At 43.5% G+C, this 24,526-nt stretch carries 10 protein-coding genes; 5 read left to right on the top strand and 5 right to left on the bottom strand.

From position 1 onward, the window contains the following. Window positions 1–23: 23 nt before the first annotated feature. Window positions 24–11,330, bottom strand: coding sequence for an Ig-like domain-containing protein (locus tag BCU07_RS13070; RefSeq protein ID WP_198599048.1), 11,307 nt, complete (start codon window positions 11,328–11,330; stop codon window positions 24–26). A gap of 279 nt (window positions 11,331–11,609) precedes the next feature. Between BCU07_RS13070 and BCU07_RS13075 the strand changes: the two genes are divergently transcribed. After that, a complete protein-coding gene (locus BCU07_RS13075; RefSeq protein ID WP_102427995.1) occupies window positions 11,610–13,457 on the top strand; it encodes a M3 family metallopeptidase in 1,848 nt (615 codons plus the stop codon). Window positions 13,458–13,894: 437 nt separating this feature from the next. Here the strand turns inward: BCU07_RS13075 and BCU07_RS13080 are convergent, their stop codons facing one another. The 3 genes from BCU07_RS13080 to BCU07_RS13090 all read right to left on the bottom strand — a co-directional run bounded on the left by BCU07_RS13080 (window position 13,895) and on the right by BCU07_RS13090 (window position 18,264). Continuing rightward, window positions 13,895–14,368 carry a GNAT family N-acetyltransferase gene (locus tag BCU07_RS13080; RefSeq protein WP_004734802.1) on the bottom strand — a complete coding sequence of 158 codons (474 nt, stop codon included), beginning with the start codon at window positions 14,366–14,368 and terminating at the stop codon, window positions 13,895–13,897. A gap of 1,223 nt (window positions 14,369–15,591) precedes the next feature. After that, window positions 15,592–16,425: a regulatory protein RecX gene (locus BCU07_RS13085; protein ID WP_017068390.1), complete on the bottom strand. Its 834-nt coding sequence runs from the start codon at window positions 16,423–16,425 to the stop codon at window positions 15,592–15,594. Window positions 16,426–16,659: 234 nt separating this feature from the next. Beyond that, complete coding sequence (locus BCU07_RS13090) at window positions 16,660–18,264, bottom strand: mechanosensitive ion channel family protein (RefSeq protein WP_102427994.1); 1,605 nt, start codon at window positions 18,262–18,264, stop codon at window positions 16,660–16,662. A 251-nt stretch (window positions 18,265–18,515) separates the two neighbouring features. Here BCU07_RS13090 and BCU07_RS13095 point away from each other — a divergent pair, with 251 nt between their 5' ends. The 4 genes from BCU07_RS13095 (at window position 18,516) to BCU07_RS13110 (ending at window position 23,169) form a co-directional block, all read left to right on the top strand. After that, complete coding sequence (locus BCU07_RS13095; RefSeq protein WP_017062732.1) at window positions 18,516–18,764, top strand: hypothetical protein; 249 nt, start codon at window positions 18,516–18,518, stop codon at window positions 18,762–18,764. Window positions 18,765–19,685: 921 nt separating this feature from the next. Continuing rightward, window positions 19,686–21,749 (top strand): protein-disulfide reductase DsbD family protein, encoded by a 2,064-nt coding sequence (locus tag BCU07_RS13100; RefSeq protein ID WP_102428014.1) that lies wholly within the window; start codon window positions 19,686–19,688, stop codon window positions 21,747–21,749. A 3-nt stretch (window positions 21,750–21,752) separates the two neighbouring features. Beyond that, window positions 21,753–22,322, top strand: coding sequence for a protein disulfide oxidoreductase (locus tag BCU07_RS13105; RefSeq protein WP_102427993.1), 570 nt, complete (start codon window positions 21,753–21,755; stop codon window positions 22,320–22,322). 127 nt (window positions 22,323–22,449) lie between these two features. Beyond that, complete coding sequence (locus BCU07_RS13110) at window positions 22,450–23,169, top strand: DsbA family protein (RefSeq protein WP_102427992.1); 720 nt, start codon at window positions 22,450–22,452, stop codon at window positions 23,167–23,169. A 332-nt stretch (window positions 23,170–23,501) separates the two neighbouring features. Here the strand turns inward: BCU07_RS13110 and BCU07_RS13115 are convergent, their stop codons facing one another. After that, window positions 23,502–24,518, bottom strand: a complete 1,017-nt coding sequence (locus BCU07_RS13115; protein ID WP_017067413.1) for a succinylglutamate desuccinylase/aspartoacylase family protein — start codon at window positions 24,516–24,518, stop codon at window positions 23,502–23,504. Window positions 24,519–24,526: the final 8 nt, after the last annotated feature.

Raw genomic sequence — 24,526 nt, forward strand, 5'->3', positions numbered from 1 at the left:
CTTTTATAGACTGTACATCTAACTTACAGCGTTAAATTATTGTCTTCTATCATTTTTTGTAAAATTTGTGCTTCTAATGCACTGCTACTGTCACCTTGATACAGATCGTCGTACGTGACATCAGCTAGCAAGATGTTTTGTTGAACGTCTTCGTCACCATTAGGTTTAATAGAAATGGTCACACCTTCACCAGATTCTTCTAAATCTAGATATTGTGTTGCCCCTAGCCCTGTATTAAGCCCTAGGCTTCCCAAAATACCCGAGAGGTCAATTGCATCAGTGTCTGGAGACGCATCAAAATCTTGAATCACATCGTAGCTTGGTGCTTCTGCACTCCCTAAGCCTGAAGATTCGAACACAAAATTGTCAGAGCCTGTACCGCCAATCAACAGATCGTTATCATCTGTCGCGGTAATCGTAGAATCCCCTTCAGCGACAAACTCAATCGATACGGTTTGGGGTAACCCGACCGCTTGGTTATTGCCTATCTCTGCAGACGGCTCTATCGTTAGGTCAAATTGATCACCACTGTTGTAGCCCCCGGTAATCGCTAGGTTAGGCACATCTGCCAAGTCCACCACATATTGACCATAGACCATAGAGCCGTGTGAGAACGTCAAACCTGCGGGAATATCATGAATTGTAATGAAGCCCACTTCTGAATCAGCAGGGTTTACAAGAGAAAGGTCTAAACCAAGAGGAATCGTGCCACTTGCTTCTGCCACGATCGAAGAATATTCAACGCTCAATAACGGTGCATCAGGCTCTGGTGTGATAATAAGCGTCATGTCTTGCGAGCTCGGGTCACCCGTGTCGACCACTAACTCACCGAGTACCGTATTTTGATCAACCGTTCGGCCGGTAATCGTAATATCGAGGTTACCAAACGCATCGCCTGCAAAGAATTCGAGCTCATCAACAGAACTTGCTTTAACGAGGATCGTCGCCTGTATGATGCCACCAACACTGGTGAAAGAACTGGTTTCTGATCCAATTCGAATTCGGTCTAACCCAACTAACCCTGATGGGTCCGAAGTTCCATTCACTGTTACCGTAATTGCTAAAAACTCATCACTGTTAGTTTCAAAGCTATTGGCATCAAGAGGAATCACGATGCCATCATCTTCACTTCCAGTGAGCTGTTCAGGTAAATTGAAGAACTCAACTTTGTCACCTATAGGGTTAACACCTACAGTAAATTCAGATTGTGTATAACGGATATCCGTCGTACCAATTTCTTGAGTAATCGCCTCTAGAGACAGATTAATGTCACCACTAAAGTCTCTTGGTGGCAGAATGACTAGATTAGATAACTGACTTGGATCTAACTGCCACTCATAGGTAGGGTTTCCATCGAAGGTACCGCCATCAGCACCATTGTTTGGAACCAACTCATAGTTGTCTCCGATTTTAATCGCGACAACTGCGCCTTCAGGAACTCCCTTTAACGAAAGCGACATGTTTTCAGAACCATCTTGGTCAATCAGCTCTGCGCTAAGTGATGACAACGAAATGTAATTATCTTCATCTCCGATAATATCCTCTGTTATCAAGTTCGCCGCATCAGCGACTGGCTCAACAGTAATAGTCACGACCGTCGTTTTATCTTGCGTATCCGTTTCTGTCACGCAATCCGCTTCATCGGTAATATTTGCTGTCACAGTGAGGGTAATTTCACCACTGTAATGCTCAGGTGGCGTAACTAACACATCACTCAAACGGCTAGGATCGGTTACGGTCCAAGTACCATCGCCGTTATCAACCAACAAGCCAGTATCAGCAGGACTCTCCGATAGCGTACCGCCATTTGATACCGTAATCGTCAGAGAGTTAACGGTTTCTTTACCAGTAGCGCTATTACCTTCACCCGTAATTAACTGACCATCTTCAACGCTATCGCCAAGAACGAGTTCGAGATTAAGGTCTGTCGCGATATCTTCTTGGATTGTTGTCGAATCTGTAGCCACGGTAATGTCATCCACGACTGGTAACACCTGAATGCTAATCGTCTGTTGTGTTGTTACGGTGTCGCCGTTACACGGTGAGGTTTCAATCGTCTCTATCGTGAAATCAATACATCCAGCGAAATCCTCATCCAATCCAGTTAACGTTAGCTTCGAGAGACCATCGGCAGTAATCGAGTAACCAACAACTTCGCCAGACGCGTCATATTCAGCAATAACGCCATCTCCAGAAATCTCAACGCCCTCAGGAAGCGAATCAGCAGGGATGTAGAAAGAAATCGAGTTATCTGGATCACTGGCGACATTAGTATTGAGCAAGCCAGTAAGGTCGATATCTTCCCCTTCTGGTGTCTTAATCTCACCATCCGGTTGAATCGGGCTTGGTGGACCTACAGGGTCACAAGTACCGCCACCGCCGTCATGGCCAGTGATCTGAATTTGGAATGAAGTATCTATATACTTTGAATCTTCTCCATCGATAACACGAGCACGCACCACAATATCTAAAACAGGTGTATCGCTTGGGCTAGAGATCGTCATACCGCTCAAGATCTCTTGCGCCAACTCTTGAATAGAGTCACTCGTCAGGCCATTGGCAGAGATAATCCAGTTTCCTGAAACATCTTGAGCGGCTCCGTTGGGGTGATCGACAATCAGCGAATAGCCATCAGGCACATCGATCAAGATATAATCTAAGTACTCTGAGCCATCCATATCTGCGTCAACAAAAGTAACCGCATCCGACACGTTGACTGGAGAACCGTCATCACTGAGGTATAGCTGACCAGAACTTTCCAAACGAGTATCTGACTCAACCCTCGCATCAACAGTGACACTGATTGAACCAGAGATATCTTTTACATCAGTCGCGCCTGTTGGCGATGTATCGGTAACTTCATAGGTAATTGGGATCGAAAATGTACCGCTCAAATCTTCAGTAGCGGTGACTGACAGTCTTCCGCTACTTAAAAGCTCGGACAGTGTTGGCGTCGTAGAGTCTAATAAACTTTCTAAATCTAACCCTGAAAGCGGCACATCAATAACACTACCATCAAAATAAAGAGTCAGATCAGCAGGAAGACTGTCAATCACATACCCCGTTAAAGACTCACTCCCATCCACATCTTGATTCACTGATGGCTCTAGATTCAATCCAATTTGACTGTCTTCAATACCTTGAGTGCTGACTGTTTGACCATCTTCTTGATCAACAACGGGCGCTAACTCTACTTTCAACGTCATCGGGAACTCACCCGAATCACCATCAGGCTCTGTTGAAATAGCAATAACAGTTAGCTCTAACTCGCCACTGAAATCAGTAACAGGCTTGAGGTATAGGTCATTCAGTTGAGCATTAGAGACTTGGAATACTGGCCCTGTTACATCATCAACATACGCGATCGTTAGTGACACTGGCTCACCCAATGAATCCACTAGCAAGGTGCCATCAGGAATATTGGTCAGGAGTATATTGATCTCTTCTGAAACGTCGTCATCAGAAGTTTGAACCACAAAATCAAGTCGAATCAAACCATCTTCATTGAGAACAGATTGATTGCTGATGACTTTAGTATCACTGTCATATTCCCAGTGAGCATTACCACCATCGACAACGATCGGCTCATCGACGACACCCTTCAGGAAAATATTGATGGTTTGGGTGTCGCTAAGTGCGGTGATATTAACAGGGTCAAGTGAATCAACCGTCGATTCTGTGGCTACCGCAGTTACCTTGATAAACAGATCTTCAGTAAACGAACTGATGTCTTCTTTTGGTAGCAGATAAGCCACACCATTCTCGATGGCCTCCGCAGATACTAAATAAGTGTTAGGGCCAATTAGGTCAAACAATCCGCCTTGAATAGACCAACCATCTTGCACTTCGATTTGGTAGCTTAGAGATTCAGAACCGTCGGTATCAGTTAGCGATCCATCAATCACGTTCTTGAGGAAGATGGTTTCATCTTCTAGGCCTTTGTAGTCCTTAACAGATACATGTGGAGTATCAGCATCCGGCGAAATCTCGACAACGACGGTATTAACAATATCGGCCGTTTTATCATCGGGGTCAGCGAAGGTGTTTCCCGCTTCGGTTGCAATCGCAGTGATATCAAACTCGAATCGACCCGCAAGGTTTTCATCGGCTCTAATTTCCATCTTATCGATTTGAGCTTGGGTATACTCTTTGCCCTCTTTAACCGCGTTACCGTTCAAGGTGATATTAAGCCCATCTGGAATGCCACTAATGGTGTAAGACAATTCTTCAGATGTGTCTTGGTCAACCAACTGAGCGGTGATATCCAATTTAATTGGGTCTGCGTCATCTTCTACGGATTGGTAGGTAAATACAGAATCTGACCAATCCGGCGCATCTGCCACGGGTAAAACAGAAACAGCAACGTCAGCGGTCAACTCTTTTGGAACCGTGTCAGTACTAATGATCGCGTTGATCGCTAGAATAACCGTTGAGGTCGTATTCGATTCATGAAGTGCTGGTCGATAAGTCAACTCGCCATTCGGGCCGGTAAACTGACTGTCAATCGCTGTTAACTGATTGCCTGAAAGCGTCACCTTGCCATCAACCACTTGAAGCAATACGCCATCTAAATACAGGCTACCGCCTTGCAAAGAATCTTCTGAGAATTCAATAGCAGCAACAGTTTCGCTTTGGTCCACGTCTCCAGTAGAAACACTCACAACAATAATGGCGTCGTTATCTTCTGTGGTTTCTGAATCTTCATAACGAATAAAGCCTTCGTTATCATCCAGTATGAGCTCCGCGTTACTTACCACTTCATCGCCGTCGGCATCTCGCACCAAATAATCAATATCATCGACGATCTTAGGATCGGCAGGATTGGTCGTTACATTGGGATTCGTGGTTAGTTGATAGCTACCATCAGGTGAAAGGGTAAATTGGCCGTATACGCTACCACTGTCAAAATCGTTGATTAGATCAATGGTTATTGGAGTATCAGCATCCACAAAGGTGTAGGTAGTACCGCGATAATCGAAACTTACAATAGTTGCTCCATCGGCACCTGCGAACTCTTCGGTTAGGAACTGTCCATTGAGGTCATCACCCTCAACCATTTCAATAGAACCGCTTCGTGAAGTTGGAATGGCATCCGTGACATTAACTATATAAATGGCAGGATCAGAACTGTCTCCATCCGCATCGTTGACTGTCAGTTCGAAATTGAGGGCTAGATTATTCTCTCCATCAGCATTTGCATGATCAAGAGGTGCATATAGGTTGAACTCTGTTGTGCCATCGTTGTTAAAACGAATTCGGAAGATATCGTTACCCGACGAATCTTGAGCGTAATACCAACCATCGGCATTCACTTCTTGCAAGGATATCGCTCGCCCACCACTGCTATAACCAAGCGCATCAAAAGCAGCGGTATTAATTGACACTGATGCTATATCATCTGAGCCTTGGATAATTGATATCGATGGACTCGGCTCTTCAGTACCAGGTTGTTCATTGTCACCAATGAGGCCGTCTTCATCGACAGATATACTACCTACAATTGAGAATGCAGGGTCCTTACCGTCGTATATTTTGATGTCGGATTCTTGAGTTGAACGCGAACCATCAGAATCAATAACAACCACTGTGGTCGGTATATTTAATTCAGTATCTTTTAGCCCTGTACCGTGGTCAATGGAGCGATATAGATCAATCTCAACAGCAACCGTTCCGGAGGCATTGGCTTCGAGGAAATAATCAGAAGGTAGGCGAATCTGAAGAATGACATCGCCATTACTCAATATCGCATCAAAACTACCATTGCCGTTATCTCTCCAGGATAAAGCCTCACCATTGTGCGTAACCGCTTCACCATCACCATCTAAAACAGCCTGACCGTTTGTCACATCAATACCAAGATAGACGATCGGGTCATGAGAAGCTGTTATATCTAAGTTCACCACTGCACTTTGTTTTACGCCGTCAGGAGTGGTATTTGCGATAGGGTTTTCGGACAATTCAACCGTGCCACTCCCAATAGAAGGCTCACCACCATCGGTAATAGTGACATCAAGATCTAGTTTGGTTTTATCATTATCGGAATCACGAGCAGTGACAGTAAAAGGAAGCGAATCCGTACCATTGGTTTGATCTAAGCCTTTATAAAGAGTGAATACATAATCCACGCTATTGTCTACATCACCAGAAACGGGGGCAGTGAAACTCACTGTAAATGCCACATCTCCACCCACTACTGGCCCTGCATAGCCAGTCAAAACGGTGCCGTCATCAGAGACAGTGTAATAAATCTGTTCACCGCCGCTGAAGAGCTGAGGTTGATCTGCTAAATCAAAGTACACACTGTCTAGGTAGTCACTACCAATCCCAACACTGAAGGAGCCCGTGCTGCTCACTTCACCGACAGGAGTATTACTTAAATCCGATTCGGTGACAGCCGCATTCGAATCAAGAACTAAGCTCGGATCGTCACCGTCTTCGATTACCCATGAAATCTGGCCGCTTTCTAAAGCAGTACCATCGGTATCAGTACCAACAATATTTAATGGAATAGTCAGTAAGTCGCTAGTGAGTACATGATCTAACGGACGCTCAATAACCAATACAATATCGGCAAGTACATTATTCCCGTCGACGGTTGTCGTCATTGAAAACGAGAACACATCATCATCATCACCTTGCTTAGCTGTAATAGTACGACCATCTGCGCTTAACGTATAAGTAAGTGCCGTGGAGTCACCACCTGAAGTAATACCTAACGCTTCTAGTTGCGCTACGGTCTCTGCGCTGAATGTTATAGAGTCGGGGTCTGGGTTATCCGAACCACCTAATATCGTAAATTGAGCATTGATGGTTTGCGAACCAGAGGTCACGTCGACTTCCGTCACCGTTTTCGAATCATCCAATATCTGTCCTGCCGCACCATCAGTGATATCAATGGTCGCCGTTGCAGAACCAAAATCACCACTAGAGTCAGCGGCAACGTAATTGAAGGTAACGGTATGTTCTTGGTTATGATCTAGATTTCGATTTGCTTCAAAGGTCCACTGTCCATTGGCAAATACGGTCAATACCCCATCCCCGGTATTAAACACCGCAGGAGTTGCACCTGAAATGTCTTTACTGATTCCCCCTACTTCGACGCTACTAATCGTCAGTGCGGTATCAAGGTCAATGTCATTACTGAGAACGTTGCCTGACGATGTTTCACCTTCAACCATCGAGTAAGACTCGCCGAACAGCAAAGGTTCAGAATCTAGAATCGTGATCGGTAATTCGCCTAAAACGAGCTCAGTGGTTCCATCATCATCAATCTGAAGACCTTCGATAATGATCGCCGTTTGAAGTAACTCTTCACCAGCCTGTTGGTCAACCGCTTGGTAGAAAGTGATTTCAACGGTATCTCCAACAATCTTAGCTTCGAAAACCAGTGTTCCATCGGTTCGTGTTGCTTTGAGCACTTGGCCGTCAGACTCTAATGCAATAGCGATAGATTGACCTTGAGACGTCACTCCCTCGGCAGAGACTTGGTTTGCACTAAAAGCGAACTCGTCAGCAAACTGAATATTGATGTCAGCGACTTGGGTTTGATCTCCAAAGATACCAACCGTACTTTCAGAAAATGAGACTGAATCTGGCAGTATAATACTTGGCATGTCATCACTGACTTCATTACCAATCGAGTTAACAACTCTCGCATCGATAATCCACTCAGTAGATGGGTCTAAGCTAGAGACATCAATATTCTCAACTAGCCAGCCACCGGACGCATCAACTACACCTTCAAAAGTCAGCGTTTGCGTACCATCATTGATCTCTATGTAGACAGGTAAACCTTCGGAAACATCGGTCGTACCCTGCATGGTGGTTAAATCACCACTACGAAAATCTAAGATGTTGAAACCAGATAAGGTATCAATATCGATAACAGGTGGGACGGTATCAATTTTTCCTGTCGAGTCTGTGCCCGTTGTTTCATTACCTGCAATATCAACGGTAACTGCTTCTACGGTAATGTTGCCATCCGCAAATGCAGACAGATCGACATCATCGATGCTCCAAGCCCCTGCAACAACTACGGTTTGTAACGTGATAGATTGATTATGACTATCAGTGACAGTGACATCTACGGTTTGACCATCTTCAACGTTTTGAACCACACCCTGAAGACGAACAGATTTCACTTCTTCAGTATTGAGTATGTTATCGGCATCATCAAATTCTGCGGTGATGCTAGCCAGCGTATCCTTAACGATCGTATCGCTAGAAGTGACCGTATTTCCCGCAACATCCGTAACACTTGCTTCAACGGTCAAAATACCTTCTGCAAAATCCGAATAGTCTTGGCCTGTCAGTGTCCAGTTTCCGCCAGCTACTGTGGTCGTATAAACTTGGGAGACATTAAGGCTATCGGTGATAGTAATAGTGATCGTTTGACCATCTTCAACGTCTGCGACCGTTCCAACCAAGGCACCATTAGTAATTTCGGCTAAGTTGTAGTATTCATCATCTGATGCAGAGAAATCGACATCGATACTGATAAGCGTATCTTTGACTATGGTGTCACTTGAGGTTGCAGTATTGCCCGCAACGTCCGTAACTGTGGCTTCAACCGTCAAAGTGCCTTCCGCGAAATCAGAATAGTCCTGATCTGTTAGAGTCCAATTCCCCCCCGAAACCGTGGTTGAATATTCTACTGACGTACCAGCACTATCTGTGATGGTAATTGAAATCGTTTGGCCATCTTCCACATTGGCAACCGTACCAACTAAGACACCATCAACTACTTCAGATTGGTTATAGTACTCATCTCCAAAACCATCAAAATCAACATTGATGTCAGCTAAAGTATCTTTGACTATCGTGTCGCTGGAGATCGCGACATTCCCTGCAACGTCCGTAACCGTTGCCTGAACTGTTAAAATACCTTCAGAAAAAGAAGAGTAATCTTGACCTGTCAGTGTCCACGTACCACCAGACACAACCGTGGAATAATTAATAGAGGCGCCAGCGCTATCCGTTATAGTAATGAAAATGGTTTGCCCGTCATCAACATCAGCCACTGTTCCGACCAATGAGCCGTTGCTTACCTCTGCAAAGTTGTAAAACTCATCATCAGATGCGGAGAAATCGACATCAATACTGGCTAGAGTATCTTTGACGATCGTATCACTAGATGCTGCGGTATTACCTGCTTTATCAGTAACACTAGCTTCAACAGTTAATTCTCCTTCTGCAAAGCTAGAATAATCTTGTCCCGTAAGAGTCCAATTGCCACCTGACACGATTGTTGTATAAACTTGAGACACATTTAAGCTATCGGTTATCGTAATGGTAATTGTCTGACCGTCTTCAACATTTCCAACACTCCCGACTAATGCACCTGCATCTACTTCGGTTTGGTTGTAAAACTCATCTCCAAAGCCATCAAAATCAACGTCTATATCAACCAACGTGTCTTTAACTATTGTGTCACTGGATGTCGCAGTATTTCCTGCGACATCGGTAACCGTCGCTTCTACTTTCAAGGTGCCTTCTGCAAAAGCGGAGTAATCTTGATTGGTGAGAGTCCATGTACCACCTGACACGGTTGTAGAGTAATCTACTGATGTTCCTGCACTGTCAGTGATGGTAATTGAAATTATTCGACCGTCTTCAACATTAACAACCGTACCCACTAGTGCACCGTTGCTTACCTCAACTGAGTTGTAATATTCATCATCCGACGCAGAGAAATTGACACCAATAGAAGCTAGCGTATCTTTAACTATCGAATCCGTGGAGGTTGCAGTATTTCCCGCGATATCAGTAACGCTAGCTTCAACTATTAACTGACCTTCAGCAAAAGCAGAGTAGTCTTGTCCGGTTAGAGTCCAATTACCACCGGATACCGTCGTTGAATAATCAAGGGATTTTCCTTGGCTATCCGTAATAGTAATTGAAATAGTTTGACCATCTTCCACATTTGCCACGGTGCCAACCAATGCCCCATTCGAGACCTCTGATTGATTATAAAACTCATCATCAGAAGCCGAAAAATCAACACCAATGTTCACCAAAGTATCTTTAAGGATGGTATCTGTGGACGAAATCGTATTACCCGCTACATCTGTTATGCTCGCGACAACGGTCAGCTCACCCTCAGCAAAACCAGAATAATCTTGGTCTTTCAAACTCCATAGGTTGCCAGATACCACTGAGGTATAATCAATAGACAAGCCATTACTGTCAGTAATTGTAATGTTTATTGCTTGGCCATCTTCGATATTAAAAGTGACACCAATAAGAGCGCCTTTACTCACTTCATTTTGATTGTAATAGTTGTCGCCAAACCCATCGAACCTGACAAGGATTCGATCGAGCGTGTCTTTTACTATGGTGTCTGTCGCTGAAGTAGGGTTTCCGGCAATATCAATGGTGCTTGCAACAACAGTGAGTTCACCTTCGGCGAAATTGGAATAGTCTTGGTTTTCGAGCGTCCAGCTATTTCCAGAAACGACTGTTGAGTAACTCACAGACAGGCCTTTACTATCCGTAATCGTGATGGAGATAGTTTGACCATCTTCTACATTTTCGACAGTACCTAATAAGGCACCACTCTCGACTTCAAACTTGTTGTAAAACTCGTCACCAAAGCCATCAAAATCGACATCGATTGTGGCTAGGGTGTCTTTGATTGTGGAATCGTTGGCTGTAATGCTATTACCAAAGTCATCTGCAATAATCGCATCGACCTTAAGGTCACCTTCCGCGAGCGAAGAAAGATCGACGCCGTCGACGACATAAGCTTCGTCATTTGTGATTGCGGAAGTGGTGACTGTGTTGCCATTAACATCGGTGATGGTCAGAACAACAGTACGCCCGTCTCGAACATCCACAGCCGTGCCCGTAATCGTGACACCTGGTACTTCAAACTGGTTTTCGTAACCGTCACCACCATCTAAAATATCAACGGTTAAGAGTGCACTAGGTAACAAAATATCAAGGTTACCCTCATTCGAGGTTGTATCTTCGTCGACATATTCTGTAGGACGCGTATCAAAACCCGCCTCTGCAAGCGTTTCATCTAAGGTGGAACGAACATAAGCAATAAAAGAGGCACTGGAACTAGGTTGGTCATTTACTGAGTTAGGCTGTTGAGGTGCGCTTTGAATGTTATTAACGAGTTCGGTGACCACCTTTTCCAACTGTTGTTCAACTGCGTCTATTTGTGGCTCAGTTAAGGGCTGAGCCTCTTGTAAATTCTGAGGTTCAATGCTGACGACTTGCACGCCTTCAACTTTTGGCTGCGTAGCAGGTAATTGAAGCCAAGTACCATCAGGGAAGACTTGCCAAACAACACCACCAACTTCGATATATAAAATAGGATCCATCCTAAACCTCTTCCTTACAAAAGCGCTGACCTTGAGTACATCCATTTACTCAATAAAAGGCTGGAGAAATCAGCGAACTATTTCAAATTAATACTAGCAAACAACAAACCATTAACAGTTAATTAATTATAAATCATTAACAGTTAATTAATTATCACTAATACGCTGTAAAGTAAACCGATAGGCTGTGACTTGCATTCAGTTATATCTATCATCACAAAATACATTCAATGAATGTGTCATAATGTTGAAATTACTGGTTAATTTTCAAGGAATGTCATGACTGCAACGAACTATCTCAACCAATTGAATCAAAAGTATCTTGCGACTCATAAAGCGAAAGAAGACTTCTTTTGGGATACATATATGGGGATCAGTGACGACCACGATGGTTCGACACTCGCGCAGACTCAGTGGACGGAATTTCTTAGCTCTGCCGAACAGATTACTGCTATCGAAACGCAACTCGCTGTTATCGATGAAATTCAAGATCCCCTCGAAAAAGAGAGTACACTGACAGGCTTGAATGGTTGGTTAGCGACCTTTAGATCTCATGCTATTGAGTCTGAGCAGTCACAGAAGCTTAAAGCCGATCTCATAAAGTTTGAGGCTGAACTGTTTGAGAAAAAACAAAATCATGTGATGACTTACGTAAATGAAACTGGTGATGAAACAGAAGGGTCACTGCCCGTTTTAGGTTCAGCCGTTAGAAGTAATGGTAATGAACAAGTTAGGCTTTCTGCACATCAAGCATTATTAGATTTAGAGCAATGGCTGCTGGCTAACGGCTTTATTGAGCTGATCAAAAAACGTAACCAATTTGCTCAATCACTGGGGTTTAAAACCTTCTTTGATTACTCAGTGCTGAAAACCGAACAGATGACGACAGAACAACTGTTTACGATTCTGGATGACTTCGAAGCACGTACACGCGATAGCCATCAGCAAAGCCTAGCCAATTTGGCAGAACAGAAAGGCGAGAATGCACTTCAAGCCCATAACTTTACCTACTCTTTTGCAGGTGACGTTATGAATGATCTTGATCCTTATGTTCCATTCTCAAAGTCACTTCGACGCTGGATTGAATCTTTTGGCCGCCTGAATATCGAATACTCTCAAGCGACATTAAAATTGGATCTGCTTGATCGCAAAGGTAAATACCCTAATGGTTTCTGTCACGGGCCTATTCCTTCTTTCTATGACCAAGACACTTGGGTGCCAGCTCAAGTCAACTTCACGAGTAATGCTAAGCCCGATCAGGTAGGCAGTGGTTATGATGGGATTAACACCTTGTTCCACGAAGGTGGTCACGCTGCTCACTTTGCCAACGTGAAAATGAACGCGCCGTGCTTCTCTCAAGAGTTTGCACCGACCTCGATGGCTTACGCGGAAACTCAGTCTATGTTCTGTGATAGCCTGTTGAATGATGCCGATTGGCTCAAACAATACGCGCTTAATGCAGATGGCCAAGCAGTACCTGACGAGTTAATCAAAGCAATCATCGATAACAAACAGCCCTTCAGAGCTTATCAAGAGCGCAGCATTTTAGTGGTTCCGTATTTCGAGCGAGCACTTTACGAATTGGCGGATGAAGATCTGACACCTGAAAAGATCACTGCTCTGGCTCGTAGCAGTGAGAAAACGATTCTTGGATTAGCTTGTAGCCCTCGCCCATTAATGGCGATCCCGCATCTATTGTCGGATGAAGCATCTTGCGCGTATCAAGGCTACCTGCTGGCTCATATGGCGGTGTATCAAACTCGTGCGTATTTCACTGATAAGTTTGGCTACTTAACGGATAACCCAGAGATCGGCCCTTTGTTAGCTAAGCACTATTGGTATAAAGGCAATAGCGTTAATCACAATGGAACGATAGAGAGCCTGACTGGAGAAGGTTTCAATGCCAAATACCTTGCTGACGAGTGTAACTTATCGCCAGAGGAAGCTTGGGCGATTGAGGAGCAAAAAATCAAACAACTGTCGACAAGAGAACGTGCACCAGTCTCTGATTTGAATGCGAAGATATCGATCGTTGATGGGGCTACCGAGTTGGCGAATAATGACAAATCAAATCATCAGATGTGTGATGAGTTTGAGAAATTCATTGTTGGGCAATACGGTCGATAGATTGAGTTTTAATGCTAATGAAAAAGGCAAAAATGAGTAGTGACATAACTCATTTTTGCCCCATTGTGTGTTCACTTCGATGAGTGAACTACATCGGCAATCTATTTTTACAATACATAAACTAATGGTTAGGAAAAGGCCCGACACATTTTCTTTCTTCACTCTAGGTAGTCAGCATATTTAGATAGTATGGACAATAGGATAGAGTCAGACCATATTCCAGTCAAAAAGCTCATCGAAGCGATTCAAGATCTTTAAAGGTTACGGAGACTGAATAAGAGTCAATTTGATTGTTGGTTACTCTGTGACCGGGGGGAGGTGAGAGTGCACGAGGGGTCAGCGTTTTTGAATGAACTCTTCAATACCTTTACAGTTGAAGTATAAAATGAGGCGGCCAAATAGCCGTCCCAGACACACCATCTGACTTGTTTATCCACTCATTCCTTTAAGCCAAAAATTAATTCAATTTCATCATCAAGTCTTCTGCCCGTTGGTATAAAACCAAGCTTTTGATAAATAGAGAGCGCATTGCCTTTTTCTTTATCCATCGTGGTCAGGGAGACGCCTTTTAAACCGGTAATGGAAGCGTATTTCTTACTGAAGTTAATCGCTTGACTCCCCAATCCTTTTCCTTGGAAACGATGGTCAATCATGACGCGCCATACATATAAATGCTCCTTTTGAAAGTGTTCATCGTGTGTGTCCAGTATTCTAGGGTCAATCAGAGAGATTAGCCCCGCAGGTTTATTGTTTAAGTAAATACCATAGTTGATACTATCGTCGTTAAAACTGGCTTCTGCAAGCCACTCTGCGTTGTTAGCAATGAGTTGTTTTTGAGACTCTTCCACTGAGAGATCAATAATGTCATTGATAATGGTATTGTTTATTTTTAAAAAGCTAATTTTATTCATGCTTATTTACCTTGGGTAGGTGTTTCATTAAAAGTAACTGGCCAATGTAAGGATCTTGATAAGCTAATCTTGAGTTATCAAAATGGTAATGTCGCTTTTGCTCCTGTCTTTTAACATAGACTCTTCAAGTATCTTATAGATCTCTTTATCTGGCGCATATTAGAACGCGCCAATTTTTTTAATTAAGGTATATGTATGTCTTAATTAAAAACGATGATGGAAGTTATTGTTTCCTTTTTGCCTGCCCCCATGACAGAAATATTAGTTCCAAGCGTTGCCCACGATGATTCAAAAATAGGGTACGTATAGTATTTTTACAATAGTGCCGTCACAAAACCCAAAACAAACTCCCTGATAGAATGCTGACGAGTGTGATTAAAGATAACTTTAATGTGTTCTCAGCCAGCTACATTTTGTATATCACTTATCAGCTAAAATGGTGGCCAATATCTTATCGCCTTTGAATTCAACACTGACGTTCATTCCATTGACGAGTGCTCTCTCATTAGGCGCACTTGCTCTCATATCGAGTCCACTTGTTTAAATTTGGACAACTAGTTCGGTAAGCGTTAAAGAAAGAGTGCTGGTTACCCTGAAGTTTTAGTGTAGGCCACATCTTGATGTTATCGAAGATGGCCAATCGCAATGCAAAAATAGACACAGCCCTGGAATATTGAAGCTAATGTTATCGAAAGCTTTTCTGCACTATTTTTTTAGTTTGCGTAATTGGTGTAGCCAAACTTAACACCAATGATACGAACCGCCATATAAGTTTTAACTCATACCATTTGACGTATTATTGCGGAATCTTTTGTCTATGACAGTATGACTTTGTAAGTAAAATCATTACATAATGAAAGCGTATTTATTAAGTTGCCAGTTCAAACCTTGATGTATTGTTTTCATAAAGTTCAACGTTAATGTCGGTTTTATCTAATAGTCATAAGATGTTGCTCCTAATGAATTGATAGCAGCGTAGCTTCTTACGTCTAAAGCGGGACTGTATTGGATAAACCTGTGATAAAAATACAACGATTCACAAAAATGCTGTGCTTGGCCGACATATCACTCAGATTGACATCACTCATGGAAGTTGATTAAACGACTTTATATACTTGTAGTAATTCATTGTTTACTAAATTAGTAAAATCACTGACACGCTTTTGTCCAATAGTTACTTAGGACAAACCAACATACTACAATAGGAAATTTTTCCGGCTTAGTTATTCGTTATCTTCACTCAATGCAAATTTGATCTCGTCAGAAGAGAACCCCTTTCGACTTAGCATCGCGTAAGCCTTAGAGCGTTCTTTATGATCGTTTAGGTCATAAGACTTCTTCTGCAACTGTTCTAAACAAGAAGAATAGAAATCTAGCTGCTCTTCATTAATCAATCGGTCGATGAGCGATGACAGCTCACTGGTGTCGATTTGTCGTTGTCTCAGTTCTTGCTGTATGGCAGTCAGTCCCTTGCCTTTACGAGCATACTTGAGCACCTCTTTTTCCAAGTCGGCTTTCTCGGCCTTAATTTGAATGTTACTTTTCAGTTGATGCGCTTGTGGGTGCTGGTCAATCGCTACCTTAACTTGTTGATAGCTAAAGCCACGCTTTTGCAGTGTCGCAACCAGCTTTTCACGGCTCATGGTAAAGCTTGAATAGTAGTGGTTGATTCGGTCTATCAAGATGGTTTGTTCATCAATAGACTTTTCGAACGACACTTTATGGATTGCATCAGAAATCACTGAATCGGTCAGCCCCTTCTTCTTCAGTTTTTCGACAATGTATCGAGAACCGAATTCACCAGAGAAAGCTTGTTCCACGAATTGTTCTGCAAACACTTGGTCAGACTTGAGATACCCGAAGCCTTTCAATGTCCCTAGAGTTTCATCGATCCATTCTTGATTGTCGGTTTTCACTTTGAGCTTCGCCACTAACTCGCTTTCCGTCATGTCTCTCTGAGTTAAATGCCACATCGCAGAGTTCATAACACTTTCAATTCGCGTCGCTTTTCTTACCGTTGTATTTCTAGTATTCGTTTTTTGCTGTGAATCGTCCATTCGATTTCAACTTTCCAGATTAAGCCTACCCCATCATAACGTAATTCTAAGGTGGTTGAGTGACATAAAAGAATGAAGCTCAACATAAGCGGCAGCCAATAAAAATGGACGCTTATTCAGCGTCCATTTGATATCACATTAAGAATAATGGCTCTAAGCCATGCTTAGCTTTTTCGTATTAGCTTTTTTCGTAATAGCTCTATTCGAAATCGCTTTTCGTACTAGCTCTTTCGCTTAGCTCTCTTCGTGATTGTAAATATGCACATCTCGTTGAGGGAATGGGATCGTGATACCTTCTTCATCGAAGCGTTTCTTCACGGTTTCCGTCACATCCCAATACACATCCCAATAGTCATCGGTCTTAACCCAAGGTCTGACGACAAAATCAACAGAAGACGTATTCAAGGTATGAAGCTTGATCATATGCTCCGGTTTTTTCAGTACTAGAGGGTGCGCAAGAATGATGTCGTTCAATACCGCTTTCGCTTTATCGATATCATCTGAATAACCAATACCGAAAACCATATCAACACGTCTTACACGTTCTGCCGTGATGTTGTTGATCACGTCACCCCAAATCTTGTTGTTTGGGATCACCAAGCGTTGGTTATCAATGGTTTGAACAGTCGTCGATACTAAGCTCATGTCTTTTACCGTGCCTTGCACGCCTGCCACTTTAACCATGTCACCGACGTCATAAGGACGGTAGATCAAGATCATCAAACCCGATGCAAAGTTAGATAGTGTGTCTTGCAATGCGAAACCAATGATGACACCGGCTACACCGAAACCAGTAAGAAGAGGTGCTAGCTCTATCCCTATTTGAGACAGTGCGATAAGCAAACCAATAAACACGACCGCTTTAGATGCGATGGATACAAAGAAGTCCTGCATCAATACACTGAAGTCCATTTTAGAGTGCGAAACACTCTTACGAACGGTTTTGCGAGCCACGTTAGCAATAAGGCGAGTTACATACAAAATACCGAGAAACAGAGCAAGTTTAACGATAAAAGAAGGGGTATTTTCAAAAGCCCATGAACTGAACGAACGAAGCCAACCATCCAACAGCTCCAGTGCAACATCAACATCCAACACATCGGCGTTAATGTCACCTGTCGTCGCTAGCAAAACACGTTTGTACGAAGTCACATCCACGCCAAACGGTTCCATTAGCGTGATGGTTTCTTCTAAGCTCGCCACCATGACACTGGTTCGCTCACTGAAGCGTTCAAGCTCAGTTTTAATCGTCGCTTTCTCTTCTTCACTTACATAAGATAACCGGCGTTCTAAATCTTGACGTTGTGTATCCGTGTATAGAATTGCATTAGTAAGATATTGAGAACGAGAAACAAGTGCCGTTTTGAGCTCACCTTCAGGAACCGCAACATCAACATCACGCTCTTTCGACCAATCTAATGTCTTAGCAAGCTGCTGATAATAGACATCCATCATTCCGATTCGTTTTTGAATGCGTAATTCAAGGCGTTTTTTAGCATCACCTTCAGCGGAACGGTTTTCTTTGCTCATTGAAACGATTTTAACTTCATTCAATGACAGCAATTTTTGCAGTAGTTCAACCTGCTGAGCAAGAGTGACATCCAGCCCCTCTTTTTTATCTGACGATAGCTGTGAAAAAATCTCTTCGCGTAGACTCTGATTCTTACGCCTTAAGATATCTTCAAGAAAGGGTTTTTCAGCATCGTGCGCCGTTTCTAGTGTTGCCAGATCGAGCATTAACTGATCTTGTACTTCTGCTATTTTTTCCACGCTTTGCGCAAAACTTCCGAATGTCACAAACGCCAACATTAAAAATAGACAACGCCAAACCTTCATCATATTAATTCCTATTAATGTCTAAATTGACCCTATAAATAGTAGTAAAAAGAATATGGATAACAAGCATTTAAACGTATGTTATGTTAAAAATTCGCAAATTATCAGCCTTCTTCTAATATTTGAGAGTTCCAATCCCCTCTTATGACCTGTAGAGTACGCATCCAACAAAGAACAACAGCCAATATCTTCATTCGAGCACAGCACTAAAGCGCCCTAAATACGATGTTGGCTCACAGCAAGAGAGCATAAAAATGAACAACGAACTTGATATTATTGAGTCTCTAGAAGAACTAGAGCAATTCCTAATTTCAGTGGAAGCTGGCGGTTTAGGCCTTGAAGGCGTTGAAGGTGTAGGCATGGCAACCAATAATTCAGATGGTCGTCACTTCGTTGCTGTATTCAATAGCAGCCATAAAGTTCTGCTTGCTCGCTGGATCACCAAAGAGGTGTTTGATAACGGTAAAGACTTGGTACGTAACGGCCCTCGCCGCACTCACTAAGCCTTTCCAATAGCACCAATGATTAAAGCCCAACACGTTCACTGACGATCTGTTGGGCTTTTTTGTATCGCCTGTCCCGTCCTGATAGTTAATAAACCACTCAATACAGAATAATTAGCGATAACTTTCAGTTGTTGTGAACTTTAGCTACAGCTCAATGTCGTATTCGCGTGAATTGGTGTTTATGCGTCTTTTATCGTGTATCTGCCGTTTCCCGCATTTATACATAGTTTCACTTTAACCATTTTATGACTTGTGGCACGAAGAGAACTTATCTAAGCTAACCACAATTCAATGAGCTTGCTTTAATGACTAACAGATTTGATTACTGACTAATTTGCTGAACACATCGCTACTTTTCTTATCCACACAGAACCGCCGACAAAAGCATTCGCTTTGGGCGCTCTTCCTTACCGGACTGGTTATCGTAACTTGTCTGGCGAGCACTCTGGCCGTCAAGAAAGTATCGTTATCTGCATCCGCTAATGGCCAATCAGTCCTAGTTGGCACACAAACTCATACAGAAACCAGTAATCCCCAAACCAACATCGCTTCTTCAGAAAAAATGGCTGCTCTATACGCCAGCGTTTTCGGCTTAGAAGCCTCAAAAATGTTAACGTCCCCCAATTCAAATTCATGCAGCCTAAGTTCGAAAATGCTGACCTTTGCCGCCCCAAAAACCGGCTGGCTGATCCCATTCGTACTTATTATTGCTGTTGCGTTTAACTTACCTCCTCACATCTCGAGATTATCTAGAGACAATCATCGCTCTACTCGACCGACAAAACACCGATTGCATCTAAAGCACTGTATATTTAGAGAGTAAATAACCGGGCTACTACACCCTTTTATTTATTTTTTGGAGATACATTTGTGTACAACACACTACTAACTAAGTTTGTCGATTCATTGGCATTCTCTATGCGTACATGCGCGAAAACCTTAGTCACTGCCCTTTTGGTTATGACGTCATTTACCGCCTTGGCACAGACAACGGGCTGGCTTAGTGTGCCTGAGCATCCGCCTGTTAAAATGCGAATGATGTCGACGGGTGAACAGTCGGATAACGGCGGTACCGTTCAAACTGTATTGGACGTTACACTCGACGGTGACTGGAAAACCTATTGGCGCAGCCCAGGTGAAGGTGGCATTCCGCCAAGCTGGGATTGGTCTGATTCAACTAATATAGAGTCTGTAGATTGGCATTGGCCGATCCCTAAATACTACGAACAACTTGACGTAATGACGCTGGGCTACAAAAAGCACGTAAGCTTTCCTGTCACCCTAACGTTGAAAGACAAAACGCAACCTGCTGTATTTAGGGCTTCTCTCTCGTTCCCGTCGTGCACCAATATTTGTGTTTTGACTGACTATGACATCGAACTCCCTATCGACACGCAGCAATTGCAGTTCGATGAAGAAGCGATGTTCTTGTTCAACCAAGGCATGAGCCAATCTCCAAGAGAAGCGAACCGGACTTCAGTGAACGGTCTATTTTGGGACAAGAGCAAGCAGCAACTGGTTACTCAGCTGACAAGTAAAAATGGCTGGGATAAGCCGATGGTGTTGATTGACGGGCAAGAAGTGATTGATGACTTCTTCTCTCAACCAAGCGTCCACATCACAGACAATACAATGACGGCCGTATTTGATGTGAGCAACTGGATAGGTGAAGTCGACTTAACGGACCGTAACGTGAGTGTCACCGTTTCAGACACTAATTTCGCCGAAGAGATGACGGCCAAAGTTGGCTCAGAACCGATCGCTTACCAAACAAGCAACAACGGCTTTTTGGCAATGATAGGCTTCGCTTTAATTGGTGGTTTGATCCTCAACATCATGCCATGTGTGTTGCCAGTCTTAGGAATGAAATTAAACAGCATCATTCAAAACCAAGGTGCATCTAATCGTCATATTCGACTCTCATTCTTAGCTTCTGCTTCAGGTGTCATTACATCATTTGCGCTGTTAGCCCTAGGTATGACCGCTCTAAAAATGGGTGGTAATGCAATTGGCTGGGGAATCCAGTTCCAAAATGTTTGGTTCATCGGGTTCATGCTGATCATCACTTTGCTGTTTTCGATTAACCTGCTTGGGTTATTCGAATTCAGACTACCATCAGGTTTAAACACCTGGATGGCAACCAAAGGCGATGACTCACATTCAGGCCACTTTGTTCAAGGCATGTTTGCAACGCTGTTAGCAACGCCGTGTAGCGCGCCATTCTTAGGAACCGCTGTCGCGTATGCACTTGGAGCAAGCTACCAAGAGTTATGGGCTATCTTCATCACGCTTGGTATCGGTATGAGTGCGCCTTGGTTGATCTTTGCGCTATTCCCAAGCCTAACCAAATTGCTTCCAAAGCCTGGGGCATGGATGTTCAAAGTTAAGCTGGTATTTGGCTTAATGATGTTCATTACCAGCCTATGGCTAACAAGCCTCCTTAGCCCATTCATTGGTAAATTCCCAACTATCCTGCTGTCGCTATTTATCGTGATTTCAGTATTGATTTGGATTGGCCGTAAGTTGGGTCGCAAGGTGCTTATTCCTATCGTCGCAACCACAACCTTGGTGTTTGGTGCTGCATTGATCGTCGGTAGTGTCACCGCTGATAACTGGGCGACTCCGATTGTTGACGATCTCGCTTGGCAAAAGCTGGATGCGAAGCAAATCCCTCAGCTCGTTGATGAAGGCAAAACGGTGTTTGTTGATGTGACTGCTGATTGGTGTATCACTTGTAAAGCCAACAAGATCGGCGTCATCCTTCAAGACCCTGTCTACAGTCACCTACAGCAAGAAGACATTGTTTTGATGAAAGGTGATTGGACAACACCAAGTGAAAGTGTCACTCAATACTTACAAAGTAATGGGCGATTTGGTGTGCCATTTAATATCGTCTACGGCCCGAGCTATAAAAGCGGTATTCCACTGCCTGTCATTCTCAACAGTGACACTGTCGTTCAAGCCATCGACGCTGCGAGATAACTGATGAAGACTCCCAACAATGAAGATAAATCTAGCACGATTGAAGACGACGCTGTAAAGGGTGAGGCCAAAAAGCCAAGTCGTCTTAAGAAGTGGGGAAAGGAACTGGTTTCAATGATATTGATCGTTGGCGTGGTTTCATTTGCCATGGACTTTTATCACAGCAGAAGTATGCCTCAGGGCGATGCGGTTCCAATTGTGGGTCAATCGCTCCAAGGCGAAGATATTGATGTTATCGAGCTAAGCAAAAATGGTAAGCCAGTCATTGTCTATTTTTGGGCGACTTGGTGTGGTGCCTGCAAATTTGTAAGCCCAACCGTCAATGGCTTTAGCGATTCCCATCAGGTGGTTTCAGTCGCTCTATCGTCTGGTTCAGACGAACGTGTCCAGCGCTACTTGGATGCAAAAGAGTATGACTTCCCTGTTATCAATGATCTTTCTGGATCAATCAGCAGAAGTTGGGGCGTTAATGTCACGCCAAGTATTGTCATCATCAAAGATGGAAAGATTAGCAGTATCGCAACCGGCGTTACATCCCCTATCGGCCTGTGGTTAAGAACCTACTTTGCCTAAATCGCTCACAAAGAAAAACAGAGCAAAGCTAAGTAAATAAACCGACTCAGCCAGTTTAACAAACAATATTAATGTGAGCGCAACCTAATAAGCGCTCACGATTATCACGAATTTGAGAAAAGACAATATGAAAAAGCATCTGATAAGCGCACTGATTATAGGCTCATTAATGAGTACTAATGCCTTCGCAGAATTAAACAAAGAACAAACTCAACAACTTGAAGAAATTAATCAATTCCTGAAGGAAAATCCATCGACGATCTCTGGATTGCATACCAGTTTAGAGCAGTACGTAGCAGGTCAAGAGCAAACGAAAAAAGCCCAAGCGGAAAGCCATGATTGGTTATACAACAATGACGCCCACCCAATCACGGGCAATCCGGATGGCAAATCGGTCATCATTAACTTTACCGACTATAACTGCCCTTACTGTAAGCGCTTGGAAAAAGGCTTGGTTCAATTAGCCTCTGAAAACAGCGACATTAAAGTGATCAACGTGTACTTATCGTTTAAGCAGCAACAGGTTTCGGGGCTAGACACCAACGCGGCGCTATACGCGATGAAAGTATGGAAAGATAACCCAGAAGCATTCCCTGAAGTTGATAGATTGCTGATGGCGAAAAGCGGTATTCACTCGAAAAGCTCACTAGAAGCCGTTGCCAAGAAGACGGGAACAGAGGCGGAACTAAAAACAACTCAAGAACAAAACCAGGTTCTAAACACTAACCATCAAACGTTCAGTGCACTCGGCTTAACGGGCACTCCAACCATGATGATGAACGGAAATGTTTTACCAGGGTATGTGCCTTACGACCGACTTAAAGATATCGTGGATGACGCTTTTTAGTCGAGTGTAGATAGAGATAAAGACTCGAAAGAGAAGTGAATAAAAGCCGACTCGCGCAACCCGCAGTCGGCTTTTTCATTGCTTCGAAACAATAGAACACTTTGAAACGACAGTTTTGAAGTCATGGTTTTGAAACAAAAAAAGTCGAAGTGTCACCATCTCGCAATAGATTCTTAATTTACCCTCGCTACGCTAAAAGCAGTTCTGTCGATGAGTCAAAGACGTGTTAACTCAAGACAACTGTCCTTTGACCGAGCCTTGCTCGGTCTTTTTTTTACGTGTTTTAGATAGCAACACAGTGTATTAGCACAGAAACGTCCAACCGACTAAGCCTAACTTAGCAAGCGACAAACAAGCGCACCCGGCTCCCTTAACGCATCCACGTTGTAGCTAAGGACACGTCCAGCAGACGGCGCGTGATAACGGCGACACTCATTACCAAAAGCGTCATATTGAATAGCCAATAAATCATCTTGTTCTACGCTCTGCAGAAGCTCAACCTGCGGCAATACAAAACCACCAATATCAGCGCGGATAGAAACCACATCATTACCCTCTATCCAATCCATTCTCGGCAGTTGCATTTTGTCTGGGTTATTTAGGTTAATTTCGAACATTTCATAATAAGACAGCATGTTAAAAACACCGTCTACCGCACGTTGAATCATGTCAGGCTGAGTAAATTTCCCCATACCAACTTCCACCGTGATGCTCGGAATTCCACTTCGATTCCAAACCGTTTCTAAGATACCTGGATCGCCTGGGTCATTCAGAACACAATCGGGCTGCATCAACCTCGCCATCTCCAAACATTGTTCTATGCGGTAATCAGAAAATACATAAAGTGGGTAGACTGCGCCACGAGTTTGAGTGTGGAGATCAACGGCGAAGGTGGCATTATGCTTAAGCAAACGCTCCCACAAAGACGCAACAAAGCGCTCTGCCGCTAAGCCATTCGCATCACCCGGAAAGAGTCGATTAAGGTTGGCAGGGCAAGAGCCCGGATCCGAAGAGATAAAATCGCGGCTGTGGTTAAGCAAACCCGACAAGTTCACAGTAGGCACTATCGTGACCGTGCCTTTGAGAGTTTTACCGACTAAGTCTCTGATAATTTGCTGAGCAGCCAACACACCGTTGAGCTCATCACCGTGAATACCAGCGGTGATCATCAACTTAGGACCTGCTTGACTGCCTTTGAAAACAGAAACCGGCATGTTCTTGGGTTGCCCTAGCCCATCACTGGTTACTTGAAACCAAAACTGGTGCTCTCCAACGGGTAGGTCTTCAACATTCAAGGAGCCAATAACCTGCCTACCTTGTAAAACATCGCCTAAGTACTCTGTTTTCATCCAACGTC

This window comes from Vibrio sp. 10N.261.54.E10, assembly GCF_002877735.2.
Classification (GTDB): domain Bacteria; phylum Pseudomonadota; class Gammaproteobacteria; order Enterobacterales; family Vibrionaceae; genus Vibrio; species Vibrio crassostreae_C.

Excerpts from the sequence above, each read along its gene's own strand:
- BCU07_RS13070 (WP_198599048.1), bottom strand. The coding sequence starts at position 11,330 with ATGGATCCTATTTTATATATCGAAGTTGGTGGTGTTGTTTGGCAAGTC.
- BCU07_RS13075 (WP_102427995.1), top strand. The coding sequence starts at position 11,610 with ATGACTGCAACGAACTATCTCAACCAATTGAATCAAAAGTATCTTGCG.
- BCU07_RS13080 (WP_004734802.1), bottom strand. The coding sequence starts at position 14,368 with ATGAATAAAATTAGCTTTTTAAAAATAAACAATACCATTATCAATGAC.
- BCU07_RS13085 (WP_017068390.1), bottom strand. The coding sequence starts at position 16,425 with ATGGACGATTCACAGCAAAAAACGAATACTAGAAATACAACGGTAAGA.
- BCU07_RS13090 (WP_102427994.1), bottom strand. The coding sequence starts at position 18,264 with ATGATGAAGGTTTGGCGTTGTCTATTTTTAATGTTGGCGTTTGTGACA.
- BCU07_RS13095 (WP_017062732.1), top strand. The coding sequence starts at position 18,516 with ATGAACAACGAACTTGATATTATTGAGTCTCTAGAAGAACTAGAGCAA.
- BCU07_RS13100 (WP_102428014.1), top strand. The coding sequence starts at position 19,686 with ATGCGTACATGCGCGAAAACCTTAGTCACTGCCCTTTTGGTTATGACG.
- BCU07_RS13105 (WP_102427993.1), top strand. The coding sequence starts at position 21,753 with ATGAAGACTCCCAACAATGAAGATAAATCTAGCACGATTGAAGACGAC.
- BCU07_RS13110 (WP_102427992.1), top strand. The coding sequence starts at position 22,450 with ATGAAAAAGCATCTGATAAGCGCACTGATTATAGGCTCATTAATGAGT.
- BCU07_RS13115 (WP_017067413.1), bottom strand. The coding sequence starts at position 24,518 with ATGAAAACAGAGTACTTAGGCGATGTTTTACAAGGTAGGCAGGTTATT.